Genomic DNA, 22,875 nt, shown 5'->3' with positions numbered 1-22,875 from the left:
AAGATGCCAGCCATCATTTGAATCATCTGTATAGGCGGACTATATGGGAGTACAAATCAGAGATGTTAACGGCGGTTGCGATACGATATGAGTTCGAACGACTTCATCACATTATTCTTCCTGGTGGCGGCGGTGCTGATTTTCTTTCAGCTCCGCTCCGTGCTCGGCCGCCGCACGGGAAACGAGAAGCCGCCGCGCGATCTCTATACGCCGCGGGACGCGGCGCCCGCTGAAGCCGCCGATGCCGGCAAGGTCGTGACGCTGCCGCGGCGTGACACGACGGCCGAGGACGAGGATCGCTTCGCCGCCATCGATGCCGTTGCCGCACCCGGAACGCCGCTCAACGAATCGCTGCGTGCCTTGAACAAGGCCGATCCCTCCTTCAGCCCGAAGGAGTTTTTGAACGGCGCCCGCATGGCCTATGAAATGATCGTCATGGCCTATGCCGACGGCGACCGGAAAACGCTGAAGAACCTGCTGTCCCGCGAAGTCTATGAGGGCTTCGATGCGGCGATCGGCGAGCGCGAAGCCCGCGGTGAGAAAGTGAAGTCCACTTTCGTCGGAATCGACAAGGCCGAAATCACCCATGCCGAGACGAAAGGCAGCGAAGCGCAGATCACCGTGCGCATCGTCAGCCAGCTGATATCGGCCACTTACGACAAGGCGGATGCGCTGATCGAAGGCGATGCCGAGAACGTCGCCGAGGTCAATGACCTCTGGACCTTCGCCCGCGATACCCGCTCGCGCGATCCGAACTGGAAACTTGTGGCGACCGAATCGGAACATGAGTGACCACGCATCGGACTTCGTCCTGCAGGCCATAAGCTTCGACACTTTGGAAGGCTGGAAGGATGATGATCCCTCCGGCCTTTTTGAAGTCATGCGATGCTGTCGGCGCCAGATCACCGAGGTCAAACCTTACCGCACCGGCTCGCTCGGCCTGAGTTCGGAGGATTTGCTTCCGCTTCTGATCGCCGCTGAAGATTTCACACCGTCCTCTCCCGCATCGGCACGCGGCTTTTTCGAAACACACTGCCGGCCCTTCCTGATCAGCCGCAAGGATGGCAATCCCGGCTTCGTCACCGCCTTCTACGAGCCCGAGATCGAGGTATCAGAAACGCCGGATGACGTTTTTCGTTTTCCCTTCTATCGCCGTCCGGACGATCTGATCGATCTCGACGACGGCAATCGCCCGGCCGAACTGGACGAGGCCTATGCGTTCGGCCGCCGCCATGATGACGGCCGCATCGGCGCCTATCCGGACCGCCGCGCGATCGACCAGGGTTTCCTCGAAGGCCGCGGCCTTGAAATCGCCTGGGCGAAGTCGAAGGTCGATGTCTTCTTCGTCCATGTGCAGGGCGCCGCCCGGCTACGTTACAGAGATGGCCATATCGGCCGGATCACCTACGCAGCGAAGGCCGGTCATGTCTTCTCGGCGATCGGCAAGCTGCTGATCGAGCGCGGAGAAATCGATCGAGCCGAGATTTCGATGCAGTCGATCCGCGCCTGGCTGGCGCGCAATCCCGAGCGGGTGGACGAAGTGCTATGGCACAACCGCTCCTATATTTTCTTCCGGGAAGCGGCGGTCGCCGATCCTGAGGCCGGTCCGATCGCGGCCGCCAAGGTGCCGCTTCTTGCCGGCCGCTCGCTGGCCGTCGATCGGCTGATCCATACCTTCGGCTTTCCCTTTTTCATCCGCTCCGAAAGCCTCACCCATCTCGACGATGGCCGGGCCTTCGCCAGGCTGATGCTGGCGCTCGATACCGGCTCGGCGATCGTCGGGCCGGCGCGCGGCGATATCTTCACCGGCTCGGGGGATATGGCGGGAGAAAGAGCGGGCACCGTCCGCAACGCCGCCGATTTCGCTGTCCTCATTCCCAATGCCGCCGCCGGACGATTCGACTGATGGCCAAGGATCGCAAGCTCAGCGCCGATGAAAGGATTCTCTGGGGCAAGGTTGCTCGCAGCACGCGGCCGATGCCCGGCAAGGCAGGTGAGCTGAGCGAACTCGATACCTTTCTCGCCGAGACGGAAGCGGCGGCGGAACGGGAGAAGGCCGAAAAGCTGCCCGCCTCGTTTACGCCGGAACATCCGGCCATGCCGTCGGCGTCGAAACGGCCGGCCGGGGTGCATCATCCGCTGGAAAAGCCGGTCAAGCGCAAGATCGCCAAGGGCCGGCTCGCTCTGGAGGCGCGCATCGACCTACACGGCCTGGTGCAAAGCGAGGCCCATGTCATCCTCCTCGATTTTCTGATCCGCGCCCATGAGCGCGGCATGCGCCACGTGCTTGTCATCACCGGCAAGGGCAGTTCGATGGGCAGTGCCGGTGCGCTGAAGCGGGCCGTGCCGCTCTGGTTCTCGAAGCCGGAATTCCGCTACCTGATTTCTTCCTATGAGCCGGCCGCACAGCATCATGGCGGCGAGGGCGCGCTCTATATCCGCCTGGCGCGGCGGCATGGGGAACGGCCATGACCCCCTTCGGCGAGGCGGTTCGCCGGCTGAGGGCGCGCAAGGGCGTCTCGCAGAAGGAGATGGCGGGAGCGCTGAACGTCTCTCCCGCCTATCTCTCGGCGCTCGAACATGGCAAGCGCGGTCTGCCGACATTCGATCTTCTGCAGCGCATCGCCGGCTATTTCAACATCATCTGGGACGAGGCCGAGGAACTGTTCCTGCTCGCCCGTTCCTCCGACCCGCGCGTCGTCATCGACACCTCGGGCCTGCCGCCGGAATATACCGAATTTGCCAACCGGCTGGCCCGGCGGATCCGCGAGCTTGACAGCGCTGAGATCGCCCGGTTATCGGCTCTTCTCGAAAATGGCGGCAAAGGCGACGGAAAAGCGTCATAATCCCCTGTTTTATGGCTTGTTCAGGGGACTTGCCATTGGGAACCGGGCTCAAAAAACCTATATACGAGGGTGAAGAAAGCCGGTGATTCGCAAGGCGCGCCGCCGCTTTACGACAACAGGGAAATCTCGACAGAATGAGCGATACATCCGCGACGGACAACGGCGTAAGCACCGAATATGGCGCAGATTCCATCAAGGTCCTGAAGGGCCTCGATGCCGTGCGCAAACGCCCCGGCATGTATATCGGCGACACCGACGACGGATCCGGCCTGCATCACATGGTCTACGAAGTCGTCGACAACGCGATCGACGAAGCACTGGCCGGCCATGCCGACATCGTCACCGTCAGCCTCAATCCGGATGGCTCGGTGACGGTCACCGATAACGGCCGCGGCATCCCGACCGACATCCACACCGGTGAAGGCGTGTCGGCCGCCGAAGTGATCATGACGCAGCTGCACGCCGGTGGTAAATTCGACCAGAATTCCTACAAGGTCTCCGGCGGTCTGCACGGCGTCGGCGTTTCCGTCGTCAATGCGCTTTCCGTCTGGCTGAAGCTGAAGATCCGCCGCCATGGCAAGATCCATGAAATGAGCTTCACCCATGGCGTCGCCGATGCGCCGCTGAAGGTCACGGGCGACGCCCCGGATGCGACCGGCACGGAAGTGAGCTTCATGCCGAGCAGCGAAACCTTCACCATGACCGAATTTGACTACGGCACGCTGGAGCATCGCCTGCGCGAACTCGCCTTCCTGAATTCCGGCGTGCGGATCCTGCTGAGCGACAAGCGTCATTCCGATATCCAGCAGGAAGAGCTGCGCTATGACGGCGGCCTCGAGGCCTTCGTCGCCTATCTCGACCGCGCCAAGAAGCCGCTCGTCGACAAGCCGGTCGCCATCCGCGGCGAAAAGGACGGCATCACCGTCGAGGTGGCGATGTGGTGGAACGACAGCTATCACGAGAACGTGCTCTGCTTCACCAACAATATTCCCCAGCGCGACGGCGGCACCCATATGGCCGGCTTCCGCGCGGCCTTGACGCGCCAGGTGGTTTCCTATGCCGATAATTCCGGCATCACCAAAAAGGAAAAGGTGACGCTGCAGGGCGAAGATTGCCGCGAAGGCCTGACGGCAGTCCTGTCGGTCAAGGTGCCTGATCCGAAATTCTCCTCGCAAACGAAGGACAAGCTCGTTTCCTCGGAAGTCCGTCCTGTCGTCGAAAGTCTGGTCAACGAGGCGCTGAGCACCTGGTTCGAAGAGCATCCGAGCGAAGCCAAGATCCTCGTCGGCAAGGTCGTCGAGGCCGCCGCCGCCCGCGAGGCAGCCCGCAAGGCCCGTGAATTGACCCGCCGCAAGGGCGCCCTCGACATCGCCTCGCTGCCCGGCAAGCTTGCGGACTGCTCCGAGCGCGATCCGGCAAAATCCGAAGTTTTCCTGGTCGAGGGCGATTCCGCCGGCGGCTCGGCCAAGCAGGGCCGCTCGCGCGAAAACCAGGCGATCCTGCCGCTGCGCGGCAAGATCCTCAACGTCGAGCGTGCCCGTTTCGACAAGATGCTGTCGAGCCAGGAAATCGGCACGCTGATCACGGCACTCGGCACCGGCATCGGCAAGGACGAGTTCAACGCCGAGAAACTGCGTTATCATAAGATCATCATCATGACGGACGCCGACGTCGACGGCGCCCATATCCGCACCCTGCTGCTCACCTTCTTCTTCCGCCAGATGCCGGAGCTGATCGAGCGCGGCCACCTCTACATCGCCCAGCCGCCGCTCTATAAGGTCGCACGCGGCAAGTCGGTGCAATATCTCAAGGACGAGAAGGCGCTCGAGGAATATCTGATCGCCCAGGGTCTGGAAGATGCGGCGCTGAGGCTCGGCAGCGGCGAGGTCCGCACCGGCCAGGATCTGCGCGAGGTCATTCTGGATGCGCTGCGCATGCGCGCTCTGCTCGACAATCTTCATTCGCGCTACAATCGCGCCGTCGTCGAACAAGCGGCAATTGCCGGTGCGCTCAACGCCGAACTCGTCAGTGACCAGGCAAGAGCCCAGGCACTGGCGAGCGAGGTCGCAAGCCGTCTCGACATCATCGCCGAGGAAACCGAGCGCGGCTGGCAGGGCGATCTGACCAGCGATGGCGGCCTGCGCCTCGAGCGCATGGTCCGCGGTGTCAAGGAGATCGTCGTGCTCGACATGGCGCTGATCGGCTCGTCCGATGCCCGGCATATCGACCAGCTGACGTCACGTCTCAAGGAAATCTACCAGACGCCGCCGTCGCTGCATCGGCGCGAAGGCGACATCGAGATTTCGGGGCCGCGCGCCCTGCTTGACGCGATCTTCGCCAGCGGCCGCAAGGGCCTCTCTATGCAGCGCTACAAGGGGCTTGGCGAAATGAACGCCGAACAGCTCTGGGAAACGACGCTCGATCCGAACGTCCGTTCGCTGCTGCAGGTCAAGGTCACGGACGCCACCGATGCCGATGGTCTCTTCGCCCGCCTGATGGGTGACGAGGTCGAGCCGCGGCGCGAATTCATCCAGGAGAACGCGCTCAGCGTTGCAAATCTCGATATCTGATCGTTATTTTTTCAGCAAAAGGCCCCGCTGTCCTCGAACCGCGGGGCCATTGTTTGTCCGGTTTCGCTCAGTTCGCGACGAAACGGCCGTTGAAGGCGACTTCGGAGAGCGGCTTGCGCTGGCTGGGGAATTCGCGCGCCTGGTTGCGTTCGGAGAGGACGCCCTTATCGGCCAGCCGGCCGACGGCGACACCCGCCTCGACCCTGTACCCCTCGGGAATGCCGAAGGTCTTCATGATGTCTTCGTGTTTGATACCGCCCATGCCATGGGCGTAGAAACCGGAGAGGCGCGCCTGCAGCGCCAGGTGGCCCCATGCCGCGCCGGCATCGAAGGAATGCGTGTAGCTCGGCTTTTCCTCGCCGGAACCGGCAACTCCGGTGAAGCTGCGCGACAGGACGAAGATCAGCGCTGACGCATTCTTCGCCCATTCCTGATTGGCATCGACGAGCAATGCGGCGAATTTCTCCCAATGTTCCGAACCTTTCAGGGCATAGACGAAGCGCCAGGGCTGCTGGTTGGAAGAAGACGGCGCCCAGTGGGCGGCGTCGAGCAGGCTGAGAAGCTGTGCCTCCTCGATAATCTCGCCGGTGAAGGCGCGCGGCGACCAGCGGTTGAGAAAAATCGGATCGATGGGATATTGGGATTCGCGGTTATTGCTCTTCGTCATAATTGTTCCGGGGTCGGGGCAGAAATTCGGATCAGGTTCGGGTCAGTCCGTCCAGACGATGTCGAGTTCCTCGCGAAAGGCGAAGCGCTTCAGGTGATCGTCGATGACGCCCTGCATCCTTGCCTGCTGCGCGGGATCGGCAACAGAAAGCATCATGGTCAGGCCCGCATCACTCGCGGCAAAGGTCACTTCAGCGCTATCGCTGAACGGAACCCGGCCCCTGTGCGGGTCGAAATCGACGCTGAACTTGTGGCTCCAATGTTTGCAGAGCTGCTGCAGGTAGCGGCTTGCATGTTCGGTGCGCACGGTTGCCTTGGAGAGGTGCATGTCGAACTCCATCTCATCTTGGACTGCAGAAAAGTCATATTTCCTGCCTCGCAGTCTTGGCAAGCGCAGCGTCGTCGCAGTTGGGGTGCACAGACTGTCTTCATAAAAGCAACCTCTCGCCGTCGAAGCAGGATAAAGAACCCTTCAGTCAATCGATCGGAGAATTGCGCATGCTGGTGAAGGGAAAATGGACGGAAGACTGGCAGCCCGAAGATCGTTCCGGCCGGCCCTGACCTATCAGAAATTTTCTAGAAGGCCGTACCGCTTCCCGGCAAAGCCGTAATGACACCGATGAATAATTCGTTCATAGGTGATCGCAACTTCGTTTTTGATGAGGAGGAATTCCATGAAGCTGATGCGTGTTGGCGAAGCAGGTCGTGAAAAACCGGCACTTCTCGATGCCGATGGCAAAATCCGCGATCTCTCCGGTCATGTCGCCGATATCGGCGGCGAGGCGATCTCGCCGGCGGGCCTTGCAAAGATCGCGGCGATCGATCCGAACAGCCTTCCCGAACTTGCTCCCGGGCGCATCGGCGCCTGTGTTGCCGGCACCGGCAAATTCATCTGCATCGGCCTCAATTTCTCCGACCACGCCGCCGAAACCGGCGCCACCGTGCCGCCGGAGCCGGTGATCTTCATGAAGGCGACGTCGGCCATAACAGGCCCGAACGACACCGTTCTCATCCCGCGCGGTTCGGAAAAGACCGATTGGGAAGTCGAGCTCGGCGTCGTCATCGGCAAAACCGCGAAATACGTCGGCGAAGCCGACGCGCTCGACTACGTCGCCGGTTACTGCGTCTCGCACGACGTTTCCGAACGCGCCTTCCAGACGGAACGCGCCGGCCAGTGGACCAAGGGCAAGTCCTGCGACACATTCGGACCGATCGGCCCCTGGCTTGTTACCAAGGACGAGATTGCCGACCCGCAGAACCTCGGCATGTGGTTGAAGGTCAACGGCCAGACGATGCAGAACGGCTCCTCGAGGACGATGGTCTACGGCGTCGCCCACATTGTTTCCTATCTCAGCCAGTTCATGTCGCTGCATCCGGGCGACGTCATCTCGACAGGCACGCCGCCCGGTGTGGGCATGGGCATGAAGCCGCCGCGCTATCTCCGGGACGGCGATGTCGTCGAGCTCGGCATCGAAGGCCTCGGCAGCCAGAAGCAGAGCTTCGTTGCCGATCGTTAACGATGCTAACTGCGCTGAAGCTTAAGCTTTCAGTTCTATGGTGATGCCAGGGATCAACACTCTGGCATTTCCTGTGCAGGTTCGGCACGTCCATGTTGCTGTGCAACAAAAACCTGTTAGTCTGCGTTACGTGCCAGCGTGCGGAAAGAAATTCGATGTCCATCAATCGACGTCATCTTTTCGATAGAGAAAGGCGGCGCCTTGTATGTTTTATCAGCTTTATGAATTGAATCATGCTGCCATGGCGCCGTTTCGCGCCGCGGCGGATATCATGCGTTTTGCCTATGCCAATCCACTGAACCCGTTTGCCCACACCCCGTTCGGCCGAACGATCGCGGCAAGCCTCGAAATGTTCGAACGCACGACACGCCGCTACGGCAAGCCGGAATTCGGCTTGAAGCAGACGACGATCGGCGACCAGACGGTTTCCGTTCGTGAAGAGGTCATCTGGTCGCGCTCCTTCTGCAATCTGCTGCATTTCGCGCGGAACGTTCCGCCCGGCCGCGCCAGCGACCCGCGCATTCTGATCGTGGCGCCGATGTCCGGTCACTATGCGACGCTGTTGCGCGGCACGGTCGAGGCGCTGCTTCCGAACGCCGATGTTTACATCACCGACTGGATCGACGCCCGTATGGTGCCGATGACGGAAGGCACGTTCGATTTCGACGATTACGTCGATTACATCATCGAGATGCTGCATTTTCTCGGTCACGACACGCATGTGATCGCCGTCTGTCAGCCGTCCGTCCCGGTGCTGGTCGCAGCCGCGGTGATGGAGGAAGCCAACGATCCGCTCTCGCCATCCTCGATGACGCTGATGGGGGGGCCTATCGATACGCGTATCAATCCGACCGCCGTCAACAAGCTCGCCCAGGAACGGTCGCTGCAGTGGTTTTCCGACAATGTCATCATGAATGTGCCCTGGCCGCAGCCGGGCTTCATGCGGCCTGTCTATCCGGGATTCCTGCAGCTTTCCGGCTTCATGTCGATGAACCTCGACCGGCACCTCGTCGCCCACAAGGAATTCTTCATGCACCTCGTGAAGAACGACGGCGAACCGGAAAAACATCGCGATTTCTACGACGAATATCTGGCGGTGATGGATTTGACGGCCGAATTCTACCTGCAAACGGTCGAACAGGTCTTCATGAAGCATTCGCTCCCGAAGGGTGAATTGATGCATCGCTGCAAACGCGTCGATGCCGCGGCGATCCGCAACGTCGCGCTTCTGACCGTTGAAGGTGAGAATGACGACATCTCGGGCGTCGGCCAGACCAAGGCGGCGCAGACCATCTGCGTGAACATTCCCGAGGATATGCGTATGCATTATCTCCAGCCGGATGTCGGCCATTACGGTGTTTTCAATGGCTCGCGTTTCCGCCGCGAGATCGCGCCGCGCATCGTCAATTTCGTCAGCCAGCATTCGCGTGCCACGGTCAAGCGCCGCCCGGTGCCGCGCGTCATCAAGGGCGGCCGGACGGCGTAAATCAGGGCCAGCTGAATTAGAAAAATGGATTCAAGACTTTGTCCGATTTCGCGGGCAATCGTCTTGAAGCCTGCTATTGCGGTAACCACATCGATTTCAGCGTTCGGCATCTTGCCGGGCGCAGAACGCGAGGATACCGCACGATGAACCAGTCAGCATTGCTTCGACCGGATTGGACTCCGGCTACCATTGCCCTGATGATTCTCGGCTTCATGGTTTTCTGGCCTCTGGGTCTGGCCATGCTTGCCTACATCATCTTCGGCGAGCGTCTGCGCGGCTTCAAGCGCGACGTAAACCAGGCGACCGACGGCTTCTTTGCCTCCTGCCGCCGTTCGCATGGCCATCACCGCCCGCATTTCTCGACCGGCAACGTCGCTTTCGACGACTGGCGTAAGGCCGAACTTGACCGGATCGAGGAGGAGCGCCGCAAGCTCGATGAAATGCGCAAGGAATTCGACGAGTATCTGCGTGAACTCCGCCGCGCCAAGGACCAGGAAGAGTTCGACCGTTTCATGCGTGACCGCAGGAATGCCAAGCGCGACGATAACGGCGGCCCGGTCGCGGAATTTCAGACGCCGTGAGCGATTGAGTGATGAAGCGATGACCGGCATCTTGACCGATGCCGGTTTTTCCACGTCTGCCTGCCGGGCAATCGTTTAGATTCGCCGGCGAATCGTATAGAAAACACCCATGTTTCCGCTTCTGAAAACACGGCCAAAGGCGCGCAAGCTGGCTCCGCCCGAAACGCGGACGCTTGATGTCGCCGGCCGGCTGATGCCTCTCACCATTAAGCATCATGAACAGGCGACGCGTATTACCCTGCGCATCGAGCCGGGCGGCCGGGCCTTGAAGATGACGGTTCCGAAAGGGCTTGCACCGCGCGAGGTCAATGCCTTCCTTGACCGTCACCAGGGCTGGCTGCTCACCAAGCTTGCCAAATTCTCGACCGATGGCGGCCTGCGCGATGGCGGCAGGATCCTCTTGCGCGGCGTTTCCCATCGGATCGAGCATTCCGGCAGCCTGCGCGGATTGACGGAGGTGGTCTTGGCGGAGAACGGACCGGTCCTGCGCGTCAGCGGCATGCCGGAGCATATGGGGCGGCGTGTCGCGGCGTTTCTCAAGAAGGAAGCGCGCACCGATCTCGAGAAACTGGCGGCGATGCATGCCGCAACCATCCGGGCGCCGATCCGCTCGATCTCGATGAAGGATACCCGCAGCCGCTGGGGTTCCTGCTCGTCGGAGGGAAATTTGAGTTTTTCCTGGCGGATCGTCATGGCGCCGCCTGCGGTGATCGATTATCTTGCCGCTCACGAGGTCGCCCACCTCAAGGAAATGAACCACGGGCCGCGCTTCTGGGCGCTTTGCCGCAAGCTTTGTCCCGGGATGGAGGAGGCGAAAGCCTGGCTGAAGCGGCATGGCAGCCAGCTGCACGCCATTGATTTTAATTAGTCGAACGCCGCGCTAAATACAGCTTCCCATGCAAATTGGCTCGACTCTTGCCGCATTTCGTGTCACTTCGCTGCCATGAAACCGGATATCAAAATCTGTGGCTTGAAGACGCCGGAAGCGATTGATCGCGCGCTGAAACGCGGCGCGACCCATATCGGTTTTATCTTCTTTGAAAAGAGCCCGCGCTACATCGAGCCGGACGTGGCGGCAAAACTTGCCGAACCCGCGCGCGGTAAGGCGAAAATCGTCGCTGTCGTCGTCGATCCCACCAATGACGAGCTGGACGAGATCGTCTCGCTGTTGAAGCCGGATATTCTGCAGCTCCACGGCAGCGAAAGCCCCGAACATGTGCTGACCATAAAGGCGCTCTATGGCTTGCCAGTCATGAAGGTCTTTTCGGTGCGCACCGCCGACGATCTGAAGCGGGTCGAGGCCTATATCGGCATCGCCGACCGTTTCCTGTTCGATGCGAAAGCGCCCAAAGGTTCCGAACTGCCGGGTGGCAACGGTATTTCCTTCGACTGGAGCCTTCTCGGTTGGATCGACGAGAGCATCGACTACATGCTGTCCGGCGGCCTGAACAAGAACAATGTCGCGGATGCGCTGGCGAACACCAAGGCGCGTGGTATCGACGTCTCCTCGGGTGTCGAAACCGAGCCCGGGGTGAAAAGCGTTGCATTGATCGATGAATTTTTCGATGCGGTCGAAAAGGCGGATGCGCCTGTCATGGCCTCAGGGAGTTGAGAGTGAACGAGACGCCTAAACCGAATTCCTTCCGTTCCGGCCCCGATGAAGATGGCCGCTTCGGCATTTATGGCGGTCGTTTCGTTGCCGAAACATTGATGCCGCTGATTCTCGACCTGCAGGACGAGTGGAACAAGGCGAAGACCGATCCGGTCTTTCAGGCCGAATTGAAGCATCTCGGCGCGCACTACATCGGCCGCCCGAGCCCGCTCTATTTTGCCGAGCGACTGACGGCCGAACTCGGCGGCGCGAAGATCTATTTCAAGCGCGAGGAGCTGAACCACACCGGTTCGCACAAGATCAACAATTGCATTGGCCAGATCCTGCTTGCCAAGCGCATGGGCAAGACGCGGCTCATCGCCGAAACCGGTGCCGGCCAGCACGGTGTCGCCTCCGCCACGGTTGCCGCCCGCTTCGGCCTTCCCTGCGTCGTCTATATGGGCGCCACCGACGTCGAACGTCAGGCGCCGAACGTTTTCCGCATGAAGCTGCTCGGCGCCGAAGTCAAACCGGTGACCGCCGGCAGCGGCACGCTGAAGGACGCCATGAACGAGGCGCTCCGCGATTGGGTCACCAATGTCGAGGATACCTACTACCTGATCGGCACGGCGGCCGGTCCGCATCCCTATCCGGAGATGGTCCGCGATTTCCAGTCGGTGATCGGCACGGAAGCGAAAGAGCAGATGCTGGCAGCCGAAGGCCGCCTTCCCGATCTCGTCGTTGCGGCCGTCGGCGGCGGTTCGAACGCGATCGGCATCTTCCACCCCTTCCTCGACGATTCCTCCGTCAAGATCGTCGGCGTCGAAGCCGGCGGCAAGGGCCTGCAGGGCGACGAACATTGCGCGTCGATCACCGCCGGCTCGCCGGGCGTGCTGCACGGCAACCGCACCTATCTTCTGCAGGACGGCGACGGACAGATCAAGGAAGGCCATTCGATTTCGGCCGGTCTCGATTATCCCGGCATCGGCCCGGAACATTCGTGGCTCAGTGATATCGGCCGGGTCGACTATGTGCCGATCATGGATCACGAAGCGCTCGAGGCCTTCCAGACCCTGACCCGCCTCGAAGGCATCATCCCGGCGCTCGAGGCCGCGCATGCGATTGCCGAAGTGATCAAGCGCGCGCCGACGATGGGCAAGGACGAGATCATCCTGATGAATCTCTCCGGCCGCGGCGACAAGGATATCTTCACCGTCGGCAAGATTCTGGGAATGGGACTGTAAGACATGACCGCACGCATGGACAAACGCTTCGCCGAGCTGAAGGCCGAGGGCCGTCCGGCGCTCGTGACCTATTTCATGGGCGGCGATCCTGATTACGACACCTCTCTCGGCATCATGAAGGCGCTGCCGGAGGCGGGCTCCGACATCATCGAGCTCGGCATGCCCTTTTCCGATCCGATGGCTGACGGCCCGGCGATCCAGCTGGCTGGCCAGCGCGCCCTGAAAGGCGGCCAGACGCTGAAGAAGACGCTGCAGCTGGCGGCCGATTTCCGCAAGACCGACGATGCGACGCCGATCGTGATGATGGGCTATTACAATCCGATCTATATCTACGGCGTCGAAAAGTTTCTTGATGATGCGCTCGCCGTCGGCATCGACGGCCTGATCGTCGTCGACCTGCCGCCCGAGATGGATGACGAGCTCTGCATTCCGGCGATCCGCAAGGGCATCAATTTTATCCGCCTGGCAACGCCGACTACCGATGAGAAGCGCCTGCCCGCCGTGCTGAAAAATACCTCGGGCTTTGTCTACTACGTCTCGATGAACGGCATCACCGGCTCGGCGCTGCCCGATCCGTCGCTGGTTTCGGGCGCCGTCCAGCGCATCAAGCAGCATACCGAGCTGCCCGTCTGCGTCGGCTTCGGCGTCAAGACGGCGGAACATGCCAAGGTCATCGGCGGATCGGCAGACGGCGTCGTCGTCGGCACCGCCATCGTCAATCAGGTCGCCACCAGCCTGACCAAGGACGGCAAGGCGACGGCGGACACGGTTCAGGCGGTCGCAACGCTGGTGCGCGGCCTCTCATCGGGAACCCGTTCGGCGCGCCTTGTTGCTGCCGAATAGTTTCCCCACATTGGCACTCGTCAATCAGGAGTATTCGAGTTGAACTGGATCACCAACTACGTTCGCCCGCGGATCAATTCCATGCTGGGCCGTCGCGAAGTGCCGGAGAACCTCTGGATCAAGTGCCCGGAAACGGGTGAAATGGTCTTTCATAAGGATCTCGAATCCAACAAATGGGTCATCCCGGCATCCGGTTATCACATGAAGATGCCGGCTAAGGCCCGGCTGGCCGATCTCTTCGACAACGGCGAATACGAATCGCTGCCGCAGCCGAAGGTCGCCCAGGATCCGCTGAAGTTCCGCGATTCCAAGAAATATATCGATCGCCTGCGCGATAGCCGCCTGAAGACCGAACAGGAGGACACGATCCTTGCCGGTCTCGGAAAGGTGCGGGGGCTGAAGCTCGTCGCCGTCGTGCACGAGTTCAACTTTATCGGCGGCTCGCTCGGCATTGCCGCCGGCGAGGCGATCGTCAAGGCGTTCGAACGTGCGACGTTGGAAAAGTGCCCGCTGGTGATGTTCCCCGCCTCCGGCGGCGCGCGCATGCAGGAAGGCATTCTCTCCCTGATGCAGCTGCCGCGCACGACGGTTGCCGTCGACCTGCTGAAGGAATCCGGCCAGCCCTATGTCGTCGTTCTGACCAACCCGACGACCGGTGGCGTGACCGCGTCCTACGCCATGCTCGGAGATATCCATCTGGCCGAGCCCGGCGCCGAAATCGGCTTTGCCGGCAAACGCGTCATTGAGCAGACGCTGCGTGAGAAGCTGCCGGAGGGCTTCCAGACCTCCGAATATCTGCTGGAACATGGTATGGTCGACATGGTCGTCAAACGTCACGACATCCCGGAAACGCTCGCGCGCCTCCTGAAGATCCTGACGAAGAAGCCCGTCTCGGCGGCTAACGACATGAATAGCGGCGCCATCGCCCTGGCGGCGAGCGCCTGATAACCGACAAGCAGGCGGGGTGCCGAATTGATACCCAGAGGCCAAACCGCGGTGAGTGAGGCAGCGCAAGAGATCGAAAAACTCATGGGATTGCATCCCAAGGGGTTCGACTTGTCGCTCGATCGCATCACTCGTCTTCTCGATCAACTCGGCAATCCACACAGGAAACTGCCGCCGGTGATCCATGTCGCCGGCACCAATGGCAAGGGCTCGGTCACCGCCTTCTGCCGGGCTTTGCTCGAGGCCGGCGGCTACAGCGCCCATGTTCACACCTCGCCCCATCTCGTCAATTGGCATGAGCGTTATCGCATCGGTGTGGCGGGCGGACGCGGGCAGCTCGTCGATGATGCCGTGTTTGCCGAGGCCGTCCGCCGTGTTGCCGACGCCAATGCCGGTCAGCACATCACCGTCTTCGAAATCCTGACGGCGGTCACCTTCCTTCTGTTTTCCGAACATCCGGCCGACGCGGCGATCATCGAAGTCGGTCTCGGCGGACGCTTCGATGCCACCAATGTCATTTCCGATCCGGCTGTTTCGGTGATCATGCCGATCTCGCTCGATCACCAGCCCTATCTCGGCGACAGGGTCGAGCTGATCGCAGCCGAAAAGGCCGGCATCATGAAGCCGGGACTGCCTGTCGTCATCGGCCACCAGGAATATGATGCCGCGCTCGACGTGCTGATGTCGACGGCCGAGCGGCTGCATTGCCCGAGCGCCGTTTTCGGGCAGGATTTCATGGCGCATGAGGAATATGGCCGGCTCGTCTATCAGGACGAATACGGGCTTGCCGACCTGCCGCTGCCGCGCCTTCCCGGCCGCCATCAATATGCCAATGCCGCTGCCGCCATCCGCGCCGTCAAGGCCGCGGGCTTCACCGTCACCGAGACGATGATGGAAAACGCGATGAATTCGGTCGAATGGCCGGGCCGGCTGCAGCGCTTGGGCGAGGGCCGGCTGCTGCAGCATGCTCCCGCCGGCGCCGAGATCTGGGTCGATGGCGGCCATAATCCCGGTGCCGGCGAAGTGATCGCCGAAGCCATGGCCAATTTCGAGGAACGCCAGTCTCGACCGTTGTTCCTGATCATCGGCATGATCAACACCAAGGACCCGGTCGGCTATTTCAAAGCCTTCGCCGGGCTGGTCGAAAAGGTTTTCTGCGTGCCGATCCGCGGCAGCGATGCGATGGTCGATCCGGTGATACTCTCGCATGCTGCCTATGATGCCGGTTTGGTTGCCGAACCGATGTCGACGGTCGGCGAGGCGCTCGAAGCCATAAAGGCCGTCACCGATCCGCAGGCGCTGCCGCCGCGCATCCTTGTCGGCGGTTCCCTCTACCTCGTCGGCGATGTGCTTTCCGACAACGGCACGCCGCCGAAATGAGCGCTGCCTATTGAAAATAGCCCGGTCGAAGCCGGGCTTTTCATCAATGAGATAATCAGGCGATATCAATCAGGCAGCGTTCGAAATCCAGTTCGAAAGCGCGGTCTTCGGCTTGGCGCCGACCGAGATGTCGGCGACTTCGCCGCCTTTGAAGATTGCAAGGGTCGGAATGGAGCGCACGCCGAACTGCGCGGCAAGCTCCGGATTCTCGTCGATATTCAGCTTGGCCACCTTGACCTTGCCTTCCATCTCGACAGCGATTTCCTCGAGGCTCGGAGCAATCATTTTGCACGGCCCGCACCATTCAGCCCAGAAATCGACGACGACGGGTTCTGCGGATTCCAGAACTTCCGACTGGAAATTATTGATATCGACTTTCACGGTAGCCATGGGCTGCTCCTTTGGAGGAATTGGGTGTTGAACCACATGTGATGGTGCGGTGCCGAATTTTCAATGTCCGGTATTTCACTTTGTCTTGAGTCCTGCAAGCGCCAAACCGAGCGCCTTTTCGCTCAGCGTGTAGAGCGAGGCATTCTCGGTATAGACGAGCATGCAGTCGATGCGCTTGCCGGGATAGAGCGGCGCCAGGATCTCGCGATAGATCGCCAGCTGGGCCCGGTGCGCGAAGGGGATGGCCTCCTCGGTCGCCGGCGGCACCCGATTGGTTTTGTAATCGAGAATGACGACGCGATCGGCAAGCACGGCGAGCCGGTCGATGCGGCCGGAAACGGCATAGCGTCTGCCGTCGAGCATCAATGTCCCCATGATCGAGACCTCAGGCCGGGCCTGCTCCCCGAGGACGGGCTGCAAGTCCTTCTCGTCCAATAGTTTCAGAACCGAATCGACCAGCTTGCGCCGTTCGGCCTCCGGCCAGAAACGGGCCGCCCGTTCGCCGTAACGCTGTGCCGCATCGGGCCGCTCCTCCGGCGGAATATCGGGAAGCGCCTGCAGCATGCGATGCAGCAGCCTGCCTTTCTCCAGCGAGCGATCACTGCGTGGCTTCTCTGAAAAGAGCGGCGACGCGACAACCAGGCGGCCTTCGTCCTCGTCGATGATGGTCCCGGCGCCTGAAGGGCTGAGGGGCCGGGGCAGTTCCGCCTGTGGCGGCAATGGTCGCAACAGGCCTTCCGGCAGGCCAATTTCGTCGTCGCGCGCCTGGCTGCGGCTGATACGCTCGAAGCTCCGCTCCACCCGCGGCACGCGCCACCGGATGCCCGGCCATTCCCCGTCGGGGCCGGAGAAGCTGGCCGCCTCCACATGCGGATGGCCTTCGCTGAGCGCAGTGGAAATCATCATATGCCAGCTGTCGTTGTTCGCGCGCACGCCGCGGTAGCCGCAGACGACCAGCCGGTCTGCGGCCCGCGTCATGGCGACATAAAGTAGCCGGCGGTACTCCTCTTCGGCCAGTATCTGAATTCGCGCTGCATCGTTCTGCGTCAACGAATTGGCGAGGTCGGCGACGGGAACCCAGGCGGGCATCGGCGGTTCGTCCGGGTCTGTTTCGATCAGGCGAAGCTTCGGCATATGCGTATGCGTGAAGGCTTTTGAGCCGCCGTCGACCAGGAAAACGATCGGTGCTTCAAGACCCTTTGAGGCATGCACGGTCATGATCCTGACCTCGTTGCGCCCCTTGTCCTGCTCACGCTTCACCTCGGGTGCTTCGAGCTCAAGCGTCGAGATGAAGGATTGAAGCCCGGGAAGGCCGGAGCTCTCATGGTCCAGGGTGAAGGTCAGGAATTCGTCGAGAATATCGCTGACTTCGGTGCCGAGGCGGGCAAGAAACTGCCGCCGTCCGCCTTGGCTGCCCAGCAGGCGCGCATAGAAATCATGCACCGACAGGTTTTTCGATTGCCGGAGGAACAGTTCCAGCTTTTCGACCGCCGCGCGGAAACGCACGTTACCGTCGGCGGCGAATTTCCTGAGATGGCTCCAGACGCTCTCATTGTCGCCCCGCAGTGCCGCGGCTGCAAAGATGTCCTCCTCGGAGAGATCGAAAAGCGGGCTCTTGAGCACGGCGGCGAGCGAAAGGTCGTCTTGCGGCAGAAGCAGGAAGCGGCCGAGTGCGAGCAGATCCTGCACGGCGATGTGGCTGGTCAGCACCAGCCTGTCGGCACCGGCGACGGGAATGTCGCCGCGACGCTTCAAGGCGCGGGTCAACGCATTGACGAAGGCGTCGCGCTTGCGCACCAGCACCAGAATGTCACCGGCCTCGATCAACCGCTCCTTGCCTTTGTCGACGATCGTTTCGCGGCCGACGAGCGCGCCGATCGAATGGGCGATCCGCCGCGCCAGGATTGCGGCCGGCGCGCTTTCCGGCGTCGCATCGAAGGGCGCCGTCCAATCCTCTTCCTTCACCACCGCTTCCGGCGCGACCATTTCCCAGAGGTCGACGGCGCCGGGATGTCCGATGCGGCTGGAACGATGCACGACCGGCTCGCCGACGGCGCTGAGGCCCCGCGCATTGTCGGATGTCCTGAAGATCTCGTCGACGGCCTCGAGCACGTCGGCGGTCGAGCGGAAGGAGAGCGGCAACCGCACGGAAGAAAAGCTCTGCCCGCTGTCGGAGACGCGCCGCCGCGTCCGGTCGCTCTCTTCGGAAAAACGCTCGGGCCGCGCCCCCTGAAAAGAATAGATCGACTGTTTCTCATCACCGACGGCAAACAGCGTGCGCACGATCGGCCGGGCGCTCTCGCCGGAAAAGAAATCCTCGGCGAGCGACTGGATGACGCTCCATTGGATCGGACTGGTATCCTGCGCCTCGTCGACGAGGATATGATCGATACCCCGGTCGAGCTTGTAATGGATCCAGGGGCCGACGCCGCTCTTCGTCAGCAGGTCGGCGGTACGGGTGATCAGGTCCTCGAAATCGAGTTGGCTACGCTGTTTCTTCAGTTCCTCGTAATCGTGGTTCAGCCGGTCGGCGAGCACGAGCGCGGCCTGCGTGGCGCCGTGCATCCGCATCAGCTTCAGCCGGTCGCGGCTTGCCGCGACATGCGCGCGGGCGGCGTCGACGGCCTCCGTCAATTGCGGCGCTTCTGCAAGCATGGCCTTGACCAGGAACTGCGAGTCCGTTTTCGGCTCGCCCTTGGCCGTCAGGAAAATTTTCTCGAGCATCGCGGCGCGTCTGGCGTCATCCGGCTCCCGGCCGGCGAGCCTGAGGCCATAGGCAACCTCCTGCGCCTTGGCGCCGCCCTTTTGGTCGGCGAGCGACAGATAGAGTTCCAGCGTGCCGCTGGAAAGTCCCGGCAGCGGCCAATATTGCGCCGCGATCCCTTTCTCGGTGTCATCGGCGGCGAGACCGAGCCTTTTGCGCAGAACCACGTCCACGCCGCCCTGCTGTGCGGCCGCGGCGGTGAAACGGCGGATGGCGTTGCGGTTGGCGACAATGTCGCCGAGTAGGTTCTCCAGGCCAGATTCGTCGCCGAGATTGAGCACGGCGGCGAAAGACACTGCAAGGGCGCTGCCTTCTTCCGGCGCGGTCGCCGTCAGCAGCGCCCGGCGCGCATCGGAAAGCAGCGCCGTGGCGGCGCGATCGTCGAGAACGGAGAAATGCCCGGCGACATTGGCCTCCAGCGGGAACTGATGCAGCAGCGCCTCGCAAAAGGCGTGGATCGTCTGGATCTTCAAGCCCCCCGGCGTCTCCAGCGCCTTGGCAAACAGCCGCCGGGCCTCGGCCAGTTTTATCCGATCGGGCGCCGTACCTTCGATCTGCATGATCCGCCGGCTGAGATCGTCATCGTCAAGCACGACCCAGTCCGCCAGCCGTTCGAAGACGCGGTTCGACATTTCCGAAGCTGCGGCCTTGGTGTAGGTGAGGCAGAGAATGGCCGAAGGCCGCGCGCCGGCGAGCAGAAGCCGGATGACGCGCTGGGTCAGGACATGCGTCTTGCCGGAACCGGCATTGGCCGAAACCCATGCCGAGCGCACCGGGTCGGAGGCGATCGCCTGCTGGATGGTGGTCCAGCCGATCCAGGCCCCGGGATCGTCGCTATCAGGAAGGTCGCTCGCCTCACTCATCGCCGCCACCTTCCTCATTCTCGGCCGTCGACCATTCGGAGACGCGGGCGAGATGATCGTAGTCGCCGCCGAAATCAAATTGCTGCGCCGGAATGAGCCGCGAGGTAAAGCCCTTTTCGCCGGATTGCAGCAAGCTGACGAACTTGACCAGCTGGTCGACAGATTCCTCGGCAAGGTCGATCGCCGATTTCGCCTTGTCGCTGCGGGCGGCGTTTTCATTGTTGACCATATCGACCTGGAACCGGTTTCCGGGACGCAGGCGGACATAGAGCAGATCCTGCGGCGTGAGGCTGCCGGCATCGCGAAAGGCGCCGGCGCGCAAGGCTGCCGCTTCTAGCGCGAGCTGCGGATCGAGAAGCGCGCGTGCCTGCGCCGGCGAGGGGTTGTAGCCGGTCTTGTAGTCGATGATATCGGCGGCGTTCGGACCGGTAATGTCGATCCGGTCCGCGACGCCATTGAGCCGGATATTGATTGCCTCCAGCTCCACGCCGCCATGCACTTCCGTCAGCGTCCTGCGGATGGCTGGCCGTCGTCCGGCCTCCCATTCGAGGAAGGCGCGCGCCACTTCCCGAAAGCGCGGCCGCCAGACGGCATCAATATGCGGCGGCAGCTTTTCCATGTCGAACAGTTCGGTCAGGATAAGCTCCATCGCCGCTGCCGCCTCCGGCGTGCCGGCCACATGGGCCGCGCGGATGAACCGGTCGATGATCGTGTGATAGAGCGTACCGCGTTCGGCTGCCCCGGGATCGCGATTGAACGCGTCGACGGGATCGAGCCGCAGGATGCGGCGGGCATAGATGGCATAGGGATCGCGGCGCAGCCGCCCGACCTCGCTGAAGGAGTAGGATTTCGGCTGCAGCGCCAGCGGCGGTTTCGGCGAGGGCCGCTGCGCCGGCGCCTGGCTCTCTCCCCGATCGATGAGACCGGCCCATTGCAGGAAACGGGCGCCGCGCCCCTTGAGTTCATCTTCGAACGCCTCCCCGCCGAGCGCCAGCAGCCGCTGCAGCCAGCGCGACGCGACCGTGGGCGTCGAGCCCTGGCGCAGCGCCCTGGAATAGATCAGGTGGCGGGTGCCGTTCGCCATCTCGAAATCATGCGCCAGCTGGCCGATGCGCCGCTCGGGCGGTTCGAGCCCGATCTCCGTCTTCATCATTCGCGGAATGAAGGGATTGTTGGCGCTCTGCCCGGGCCATGAGCCTTCGTTCAGCCCGCCGAGGATCAGCGTATCGACGCTCTGCAGCCGGGCTTCCAGCGTGCCGAAGATGAACAGCCTGGGATGGCTCAGCGCCCGAGGCTTCACCGCATGGCCGGCGGCAAGCGCGGCCACGATGTCGATCCATTGCGGCCCGTCGGCCTCCATCTGCCCGTCCGTGTCGATCACTTCGCCGAGAAGGGAGGCAAGCGCGTCCCCCGCCTCGTTCGACCAGAGATCGGCAAGATTGCCCTGCGGATCGGCCGCGACCGCTTCGAGAGCACGACCGGTGCGCTGGGCCCATTCGGACAGCGTGAAACTTGCCGTCTTGCCGCGATCTTCGGGGCGGTGCCGGAAGAGCGCAGAGGCGAGAGGCTCGGTCGCCTGGGTAATCCGGCGGGCAAGCTCGGATGCGGCATTGGCGGCGTCGGCTGGAAGCGCCTTTCGCCATTGCGGTGCGTGCCGGTCCAGGGCCTGTTCGGCAAGCTGGTGGGTCAGAAGCACCTCGAGCGCGCTGATATCCACCTCGGTCACGCCGCCGCGCAGCGCCAGCAGCTCGAGCGCCTCGGTGGCGGAAATCAGGGTGTCGCGTTCGAGGCCGAAGCGGGCCAGGGGATGTTTGAGCAGAGCGACGGTCGCGACCGGATCGCCCGGCCGCAGTGCCGCCTCCAGCAGCAATTGCAGAAGCGTGCCTTGCGGCGTGGCCGAAAGCGGCGTGCCGGCCGAATCGTCGGCGAGGATGCCGAAGCGGGAAAGCTCCGCCATCACCCGACGGGCGAGGTTGCGGTCCGGCGTGATCAGGGCTGCCCGGCTCTCGCCGTCCTGCCCCGGCCGTTCTAGCGCCAGTCTGAGCGCGACGGCAATCGCGGTTGCTTCCTCGCGCTCGTTGGCGGCTTCGATCAGCGAAACGTCGTTGAAGGCCGAAGTCAGCGCTCCCCCGGGAAGCTCGCTCTTCCATGTTCCCCAGTCGCTAGTCGCCTCTGCCGGGGCAAGCGCCCGGGACAGGATTTCGGCGCGCCGGTCAAGATCGGCCTCCGGTCTGTCAAGGATGCTGACATCGGCCCGTGTCAGCCTTAGCCTCGTCAGCAGCGACGACAGCCCGTATTGCGGATGGCTCCGGCTGGCGGGATTGGCATGCTGGCCCGGCGCCGGTTCTGGCGCGACCATCTGCCAATGTCCTTCGGGCATGGCGAGATCGAGGCCTGGAAGCAGGATCACGCCTTCGGGCAGATCGGCGACGGCGGCAATCAGATCGGCGGTCGCCGGTACCGAACCCGTCGACCCGGCGATGATGACCGGCCCGCTAGGCTTTGCCGCCGAAAGCCGGGCCGCTTCGGCCCGGAGAATGGCGTTTCTGTGCCGTGCCGGCGACGATTTGCCGAGTTCGGAAAGCCGCGCCGGCCAGAAGGCGCTGGCGATCTGCAGAAACTCCGCCGTCAGCTGCCACCAGGCGGCATAGTCGCCGGTATCGAGCTTCGACAGTTCCGACCAGTCGAGATCCTCGGTTTCGATGGAATCGATCAGCTCGGCGAGGTTGCGGGCAAGCCAGATCGCGTCCGCCGGGCTTGCCGGCGCAACGAGCGGCGAGTCCGAATGAATATGGCGGACGATCTCCGGCAGTTTGTTGCGCCAGGCGAGAATCAGGCGCGCCAGCTCCAGCAGCCGCGCAGTATTCGACAGTGGCTGGGCGAGGTCGATCGTCGCCGGCAGTGCCTCGTCGAAATAGCCGCTGTCATCGTCGGTTTCGCCGAGGGGGCGGATGATAGGCAGGATCGCCGACCGGCCGCCAAGCAGATCGACGAATTCCGAGCGCAGCACACGCACGGCGCGCCGGGTCGGCAGATAGATGGTTACTCTGGCAAGCGACAGCGGGTCGTCGGCGTCATGCCGGAAGAGCGGCGTCAACCGGCCGTCGCAGAGTGTCGTCGCCAGGGTTTTCAGGAAGGGAAGGCCCGCCGGGATCGTCAGGATTCGTGGCTGGTGCCGCTCCCTCATGG

At 62.4% G+C, this 22,875-nt stretch carries 19 protein-coding genes; 14 read left to right on the top strand and 5 right to left on the bottom strand.

Annotation, left to right across the window (positions count from 1 at the left end; all coding sequences use genetic code 11):
- Positions 1-87 precede the first annotated feature (87 nt).
- From K6M89_RS20690 to gyrB, 5 genes are all read left to right on the top strand, one after another.
- Positions 88-792, top strand: a complete 705-nt coding sequence (locus tag K6M89_RS20690; protein WP_222140788.1) for a Tim44/TimA family putative adaptor protein — start codon at positions 88-90, stop codon at positions 790-792.
- Positions 785-1,906 (top strand): murein transglycosylase A, encoded by a 1,122-nt coding sequence (gene mltA, locus K6M89_RS20685; RefSeq protein WP_222140787.1) that lies wholly within the window; start codon positions 785-787, stop codon positions 1,904-1,906. Before K6M89_RS20690 ends, mltA begins: the two co-directional genes overlap by 8 nt.
- Positions 1,906-2,472, top strand: coding sequence for a Smr/MutS family protein (locus K6M89_RS20680; protein ID WP_222140786.1), 567 nt, complete (start codon positions 1,906-1,908; stop codon positions 2,470-2,472). Before mltA ends, K6M89_RS20680 begins: the two co-directional genes overlap by 1 nt.
- Entirely contained in the window at positions 2,469-2,846 is a 378-nt protein-coding gene (locus tag K6M89_RS20675) for a helix-turn-helix domain-containing protein (RefSeq protein WP_222140785.1), read from the top strand. The genes K6M89_RS20680 and K6M89_RS20675 overlap by 4 nt, the downstream gene beginning before the upstream one ends.
- A gap of 134 nt (positions 2,847-2,980) precedes the next feature.
- On the top strand, positions 2,981-5,416 hold the full coding sequence (gene gyrB / locus K6M89_RS20670; protein ID WP_222140784.1) for a DNA topoisomerase (ATP-hydrolyzing) subunit B: 2,436 nt from the start codon (positions 2,981-2,983) through the stop codon (positions 5,414-5,416).
- A gap of 67 nt (positions 5,417-5,483) precedes the next feature.
- On the opposite strand, the gene K6M89_RS20665 is transcribed toward gyrB, so the two are convergent.
- Positions 5,484-6,083, bottom strand: a complete 600-nt coding sequence (locus K6M89_RS20665) for a nitroreductase family protein (protein ID WP_222140783.1) — start codon at positions 6,081-6,083, stop codon at positions 5,484-5,486.
- Positions 6,084-6,125: 42 nt separating this feature from the next.
- A complete protein-coding gene (locus tag K6M89_RS20660; protein WP_097584106.1) occupies positions 6,126-6,410 on the bottom strand; it encodes a DUF2218 domain-containing protein in 285 nt (94 codons plus the stop codon).
- A 346-nt stretch (positions 6,411-6,756) separates the two neighbouring features.
- On the opposite strand from K6M89_RS20660, the gene K6M89_RS20655 reads away from it, so the two are divergent.
- From K6M89_RS20655 to K6M89_RS20615, 9 genes are all read left to right on the top strand, one after another.
- Positions 6,757-7,599, top strand: a complete 843-nt coding sequence (locus tag K6M89_RS20655) for a fumarylacetoacetate hydrolase family protein (protein ID WP_097584023.1) — start codon at positions 6,757-6,759, stop codon at positions 7,597-7,599.
- Between the two features lie 205 nt (positions 7,600-7,804).
- Positions 7,805-9,085, top strand: a complete 1,281-nt coding sequence (locus tag K6M89_RS20650) for a polyhydroxyalkanoate depolymerase (protein ID WP_222140782.1) — start codon at positions 7,805-7,807, stop codon at positions 9,083-9,085.
- A gap of 143 nt (positions 9,086-9,228) precedes the next feature.
- Positions 9,229-9,666: a DUF2852 domain-containing protein gene (locus K6M89_RS20645; protein ID WP_183840391.1), complete on the top strand. Its 438-nt coding sequence runs from the start codon at positions 9,229-9,231 to the stop codon at positions 9,664-9,666.
- Between the two features lie 109 nt (positions 9,667-9,775).
- Positions 9,776-10,534, top strand: a complete 759-nt coding sequence (locus tag K6M89_RS20640) for a M48 family metallopeptidase (protein WP_222140781.1) — start codon at positions 9,776-9,778, stop codon at positions 10,532-10,534.
- A gap of 75 nt (positions 10,535-10,609) precedes the next feature.
- Positions 10,610-11,278, top strand: a complete 669-nt coding sequence (locus K6M89_RS20635; RefSeq protein ID WP_222140780.1) for a phosphoribosylanthranilate isomerase — start codon at positions 10,610-10,612, stop codon at positions 11,276-11,278.
- A gap of 2 nt (positions 11,279-11,280) precedes the next feature.
- A complete protein-coding gene (trpB, locus tag K6M89_RS20630) occupies positions 11,281-12,501 on the top strand; it encodes a tryptophan synthase subunit beta (protein ID WP_222140779.1) in 1,221 nt (406 codons plus the stop codon).
- A 3-nt stretch (positions 12,502-12,504) separates the two neighbouring features.
- Positions 12,505-13,344 (top strand): tryptophan synthase subunit alpha, encoded by an 840-nt coding sequence (gene trpA, locus K6M89_RS20625; protein ID WP_097584037.1) that lies wholly within the window; start codon positions 12,505-12,507, stop codon positions 13,342-13,344.
- Positions 13,345-13,383: 39 nt separating this feature from the next.
- On the top strand, positions 13,384-14,289 hold the full coding sequence (gene accD / locus K6M89_RS20620) for an acetyl-CoA carboxylase, carboxyltransferase subunit beta (RefSeq protein WP_222140778.1): 906 nt from the start codon (positions 13,384-13,386) through the stop codon (positions 14,287-14,289).
- A 27-nt stretch (positions 14,290-14,316) separates the two neighbouring features.
- Positions 14,317-15,669: a bifunctional folylpolyglutamate synthase/dihydrofolate synthase gene (locus K6M89_RS20615; RefSeq protein WP_222140777.1), complete on the top strand. Its 1,353-nt coding sequence runs from the start codon at positions 14,317-14,319 to the stop codon at positions 15,667-15,669.
- A gap of 69 nt (positions 15,670-15,738) precedes the next feature.
- Here the strand turns inward: K6M89_RS20615 and trxA are convergent, their stop codons facing one another.
- The 3 genes from trxA to addB form a co-directional block, all read right to left on the bottom strand.
- Positions 15,739-16,059: a thioredoxin gene (trxA, locus tag K6M89_RS20610; RefSeq protein WP_008528748.1), complete on the bottom strand. Its 321-nt coding sequence runs from the start codon at positions 16,057-16,059 to the stop codon at positions 15,739-15,741.
- A 75-nt stretch (positions 16,060-16,134) separates the two neighbouring features.
- Positions 16,135-19,686: a double-strand break repair helicase AddA gene (gene addA / locus K6M89_RS20605; protein ID WP_222140776.1), complete on the bottom strand. Its 3,552-nt coding sequence runs from the start codon at positions 19,684-19,686 to the stop codon at positions 16,135-16,137.
- Positions 19,679-22,873, bottom strand: a complete 3,195-nt coding sequence (gene addB / locus K6M89_RS20600) for a double-strand break repair protein AddB (RefSeq protein ID WP_222140775.1) — start codon at positions 22,871-22,873, stop codon at positions 19,679-19,681. The genes addA and addB overlap by 8 nt, the downstream gene beginning before the upstream one ends.
- Positions 22,874-22,875: the final 2 nt, after the last annotated feature.

Source organism: Rhizobium croatiense (genome assembly GCF_019793465.1).
Taxonomy (GTDB): domain Bacteria; phylum Pseudomonadota; class Alphaproteobacteria; order Rhizobiales; family Rhizobiaceae; genus Rhizobium; species Rhizobium croatiense.
Note: the sequence above shows the minus strand (reverse complement) of the source record. Positions and strands in the feature narration are given on the sequence as shown.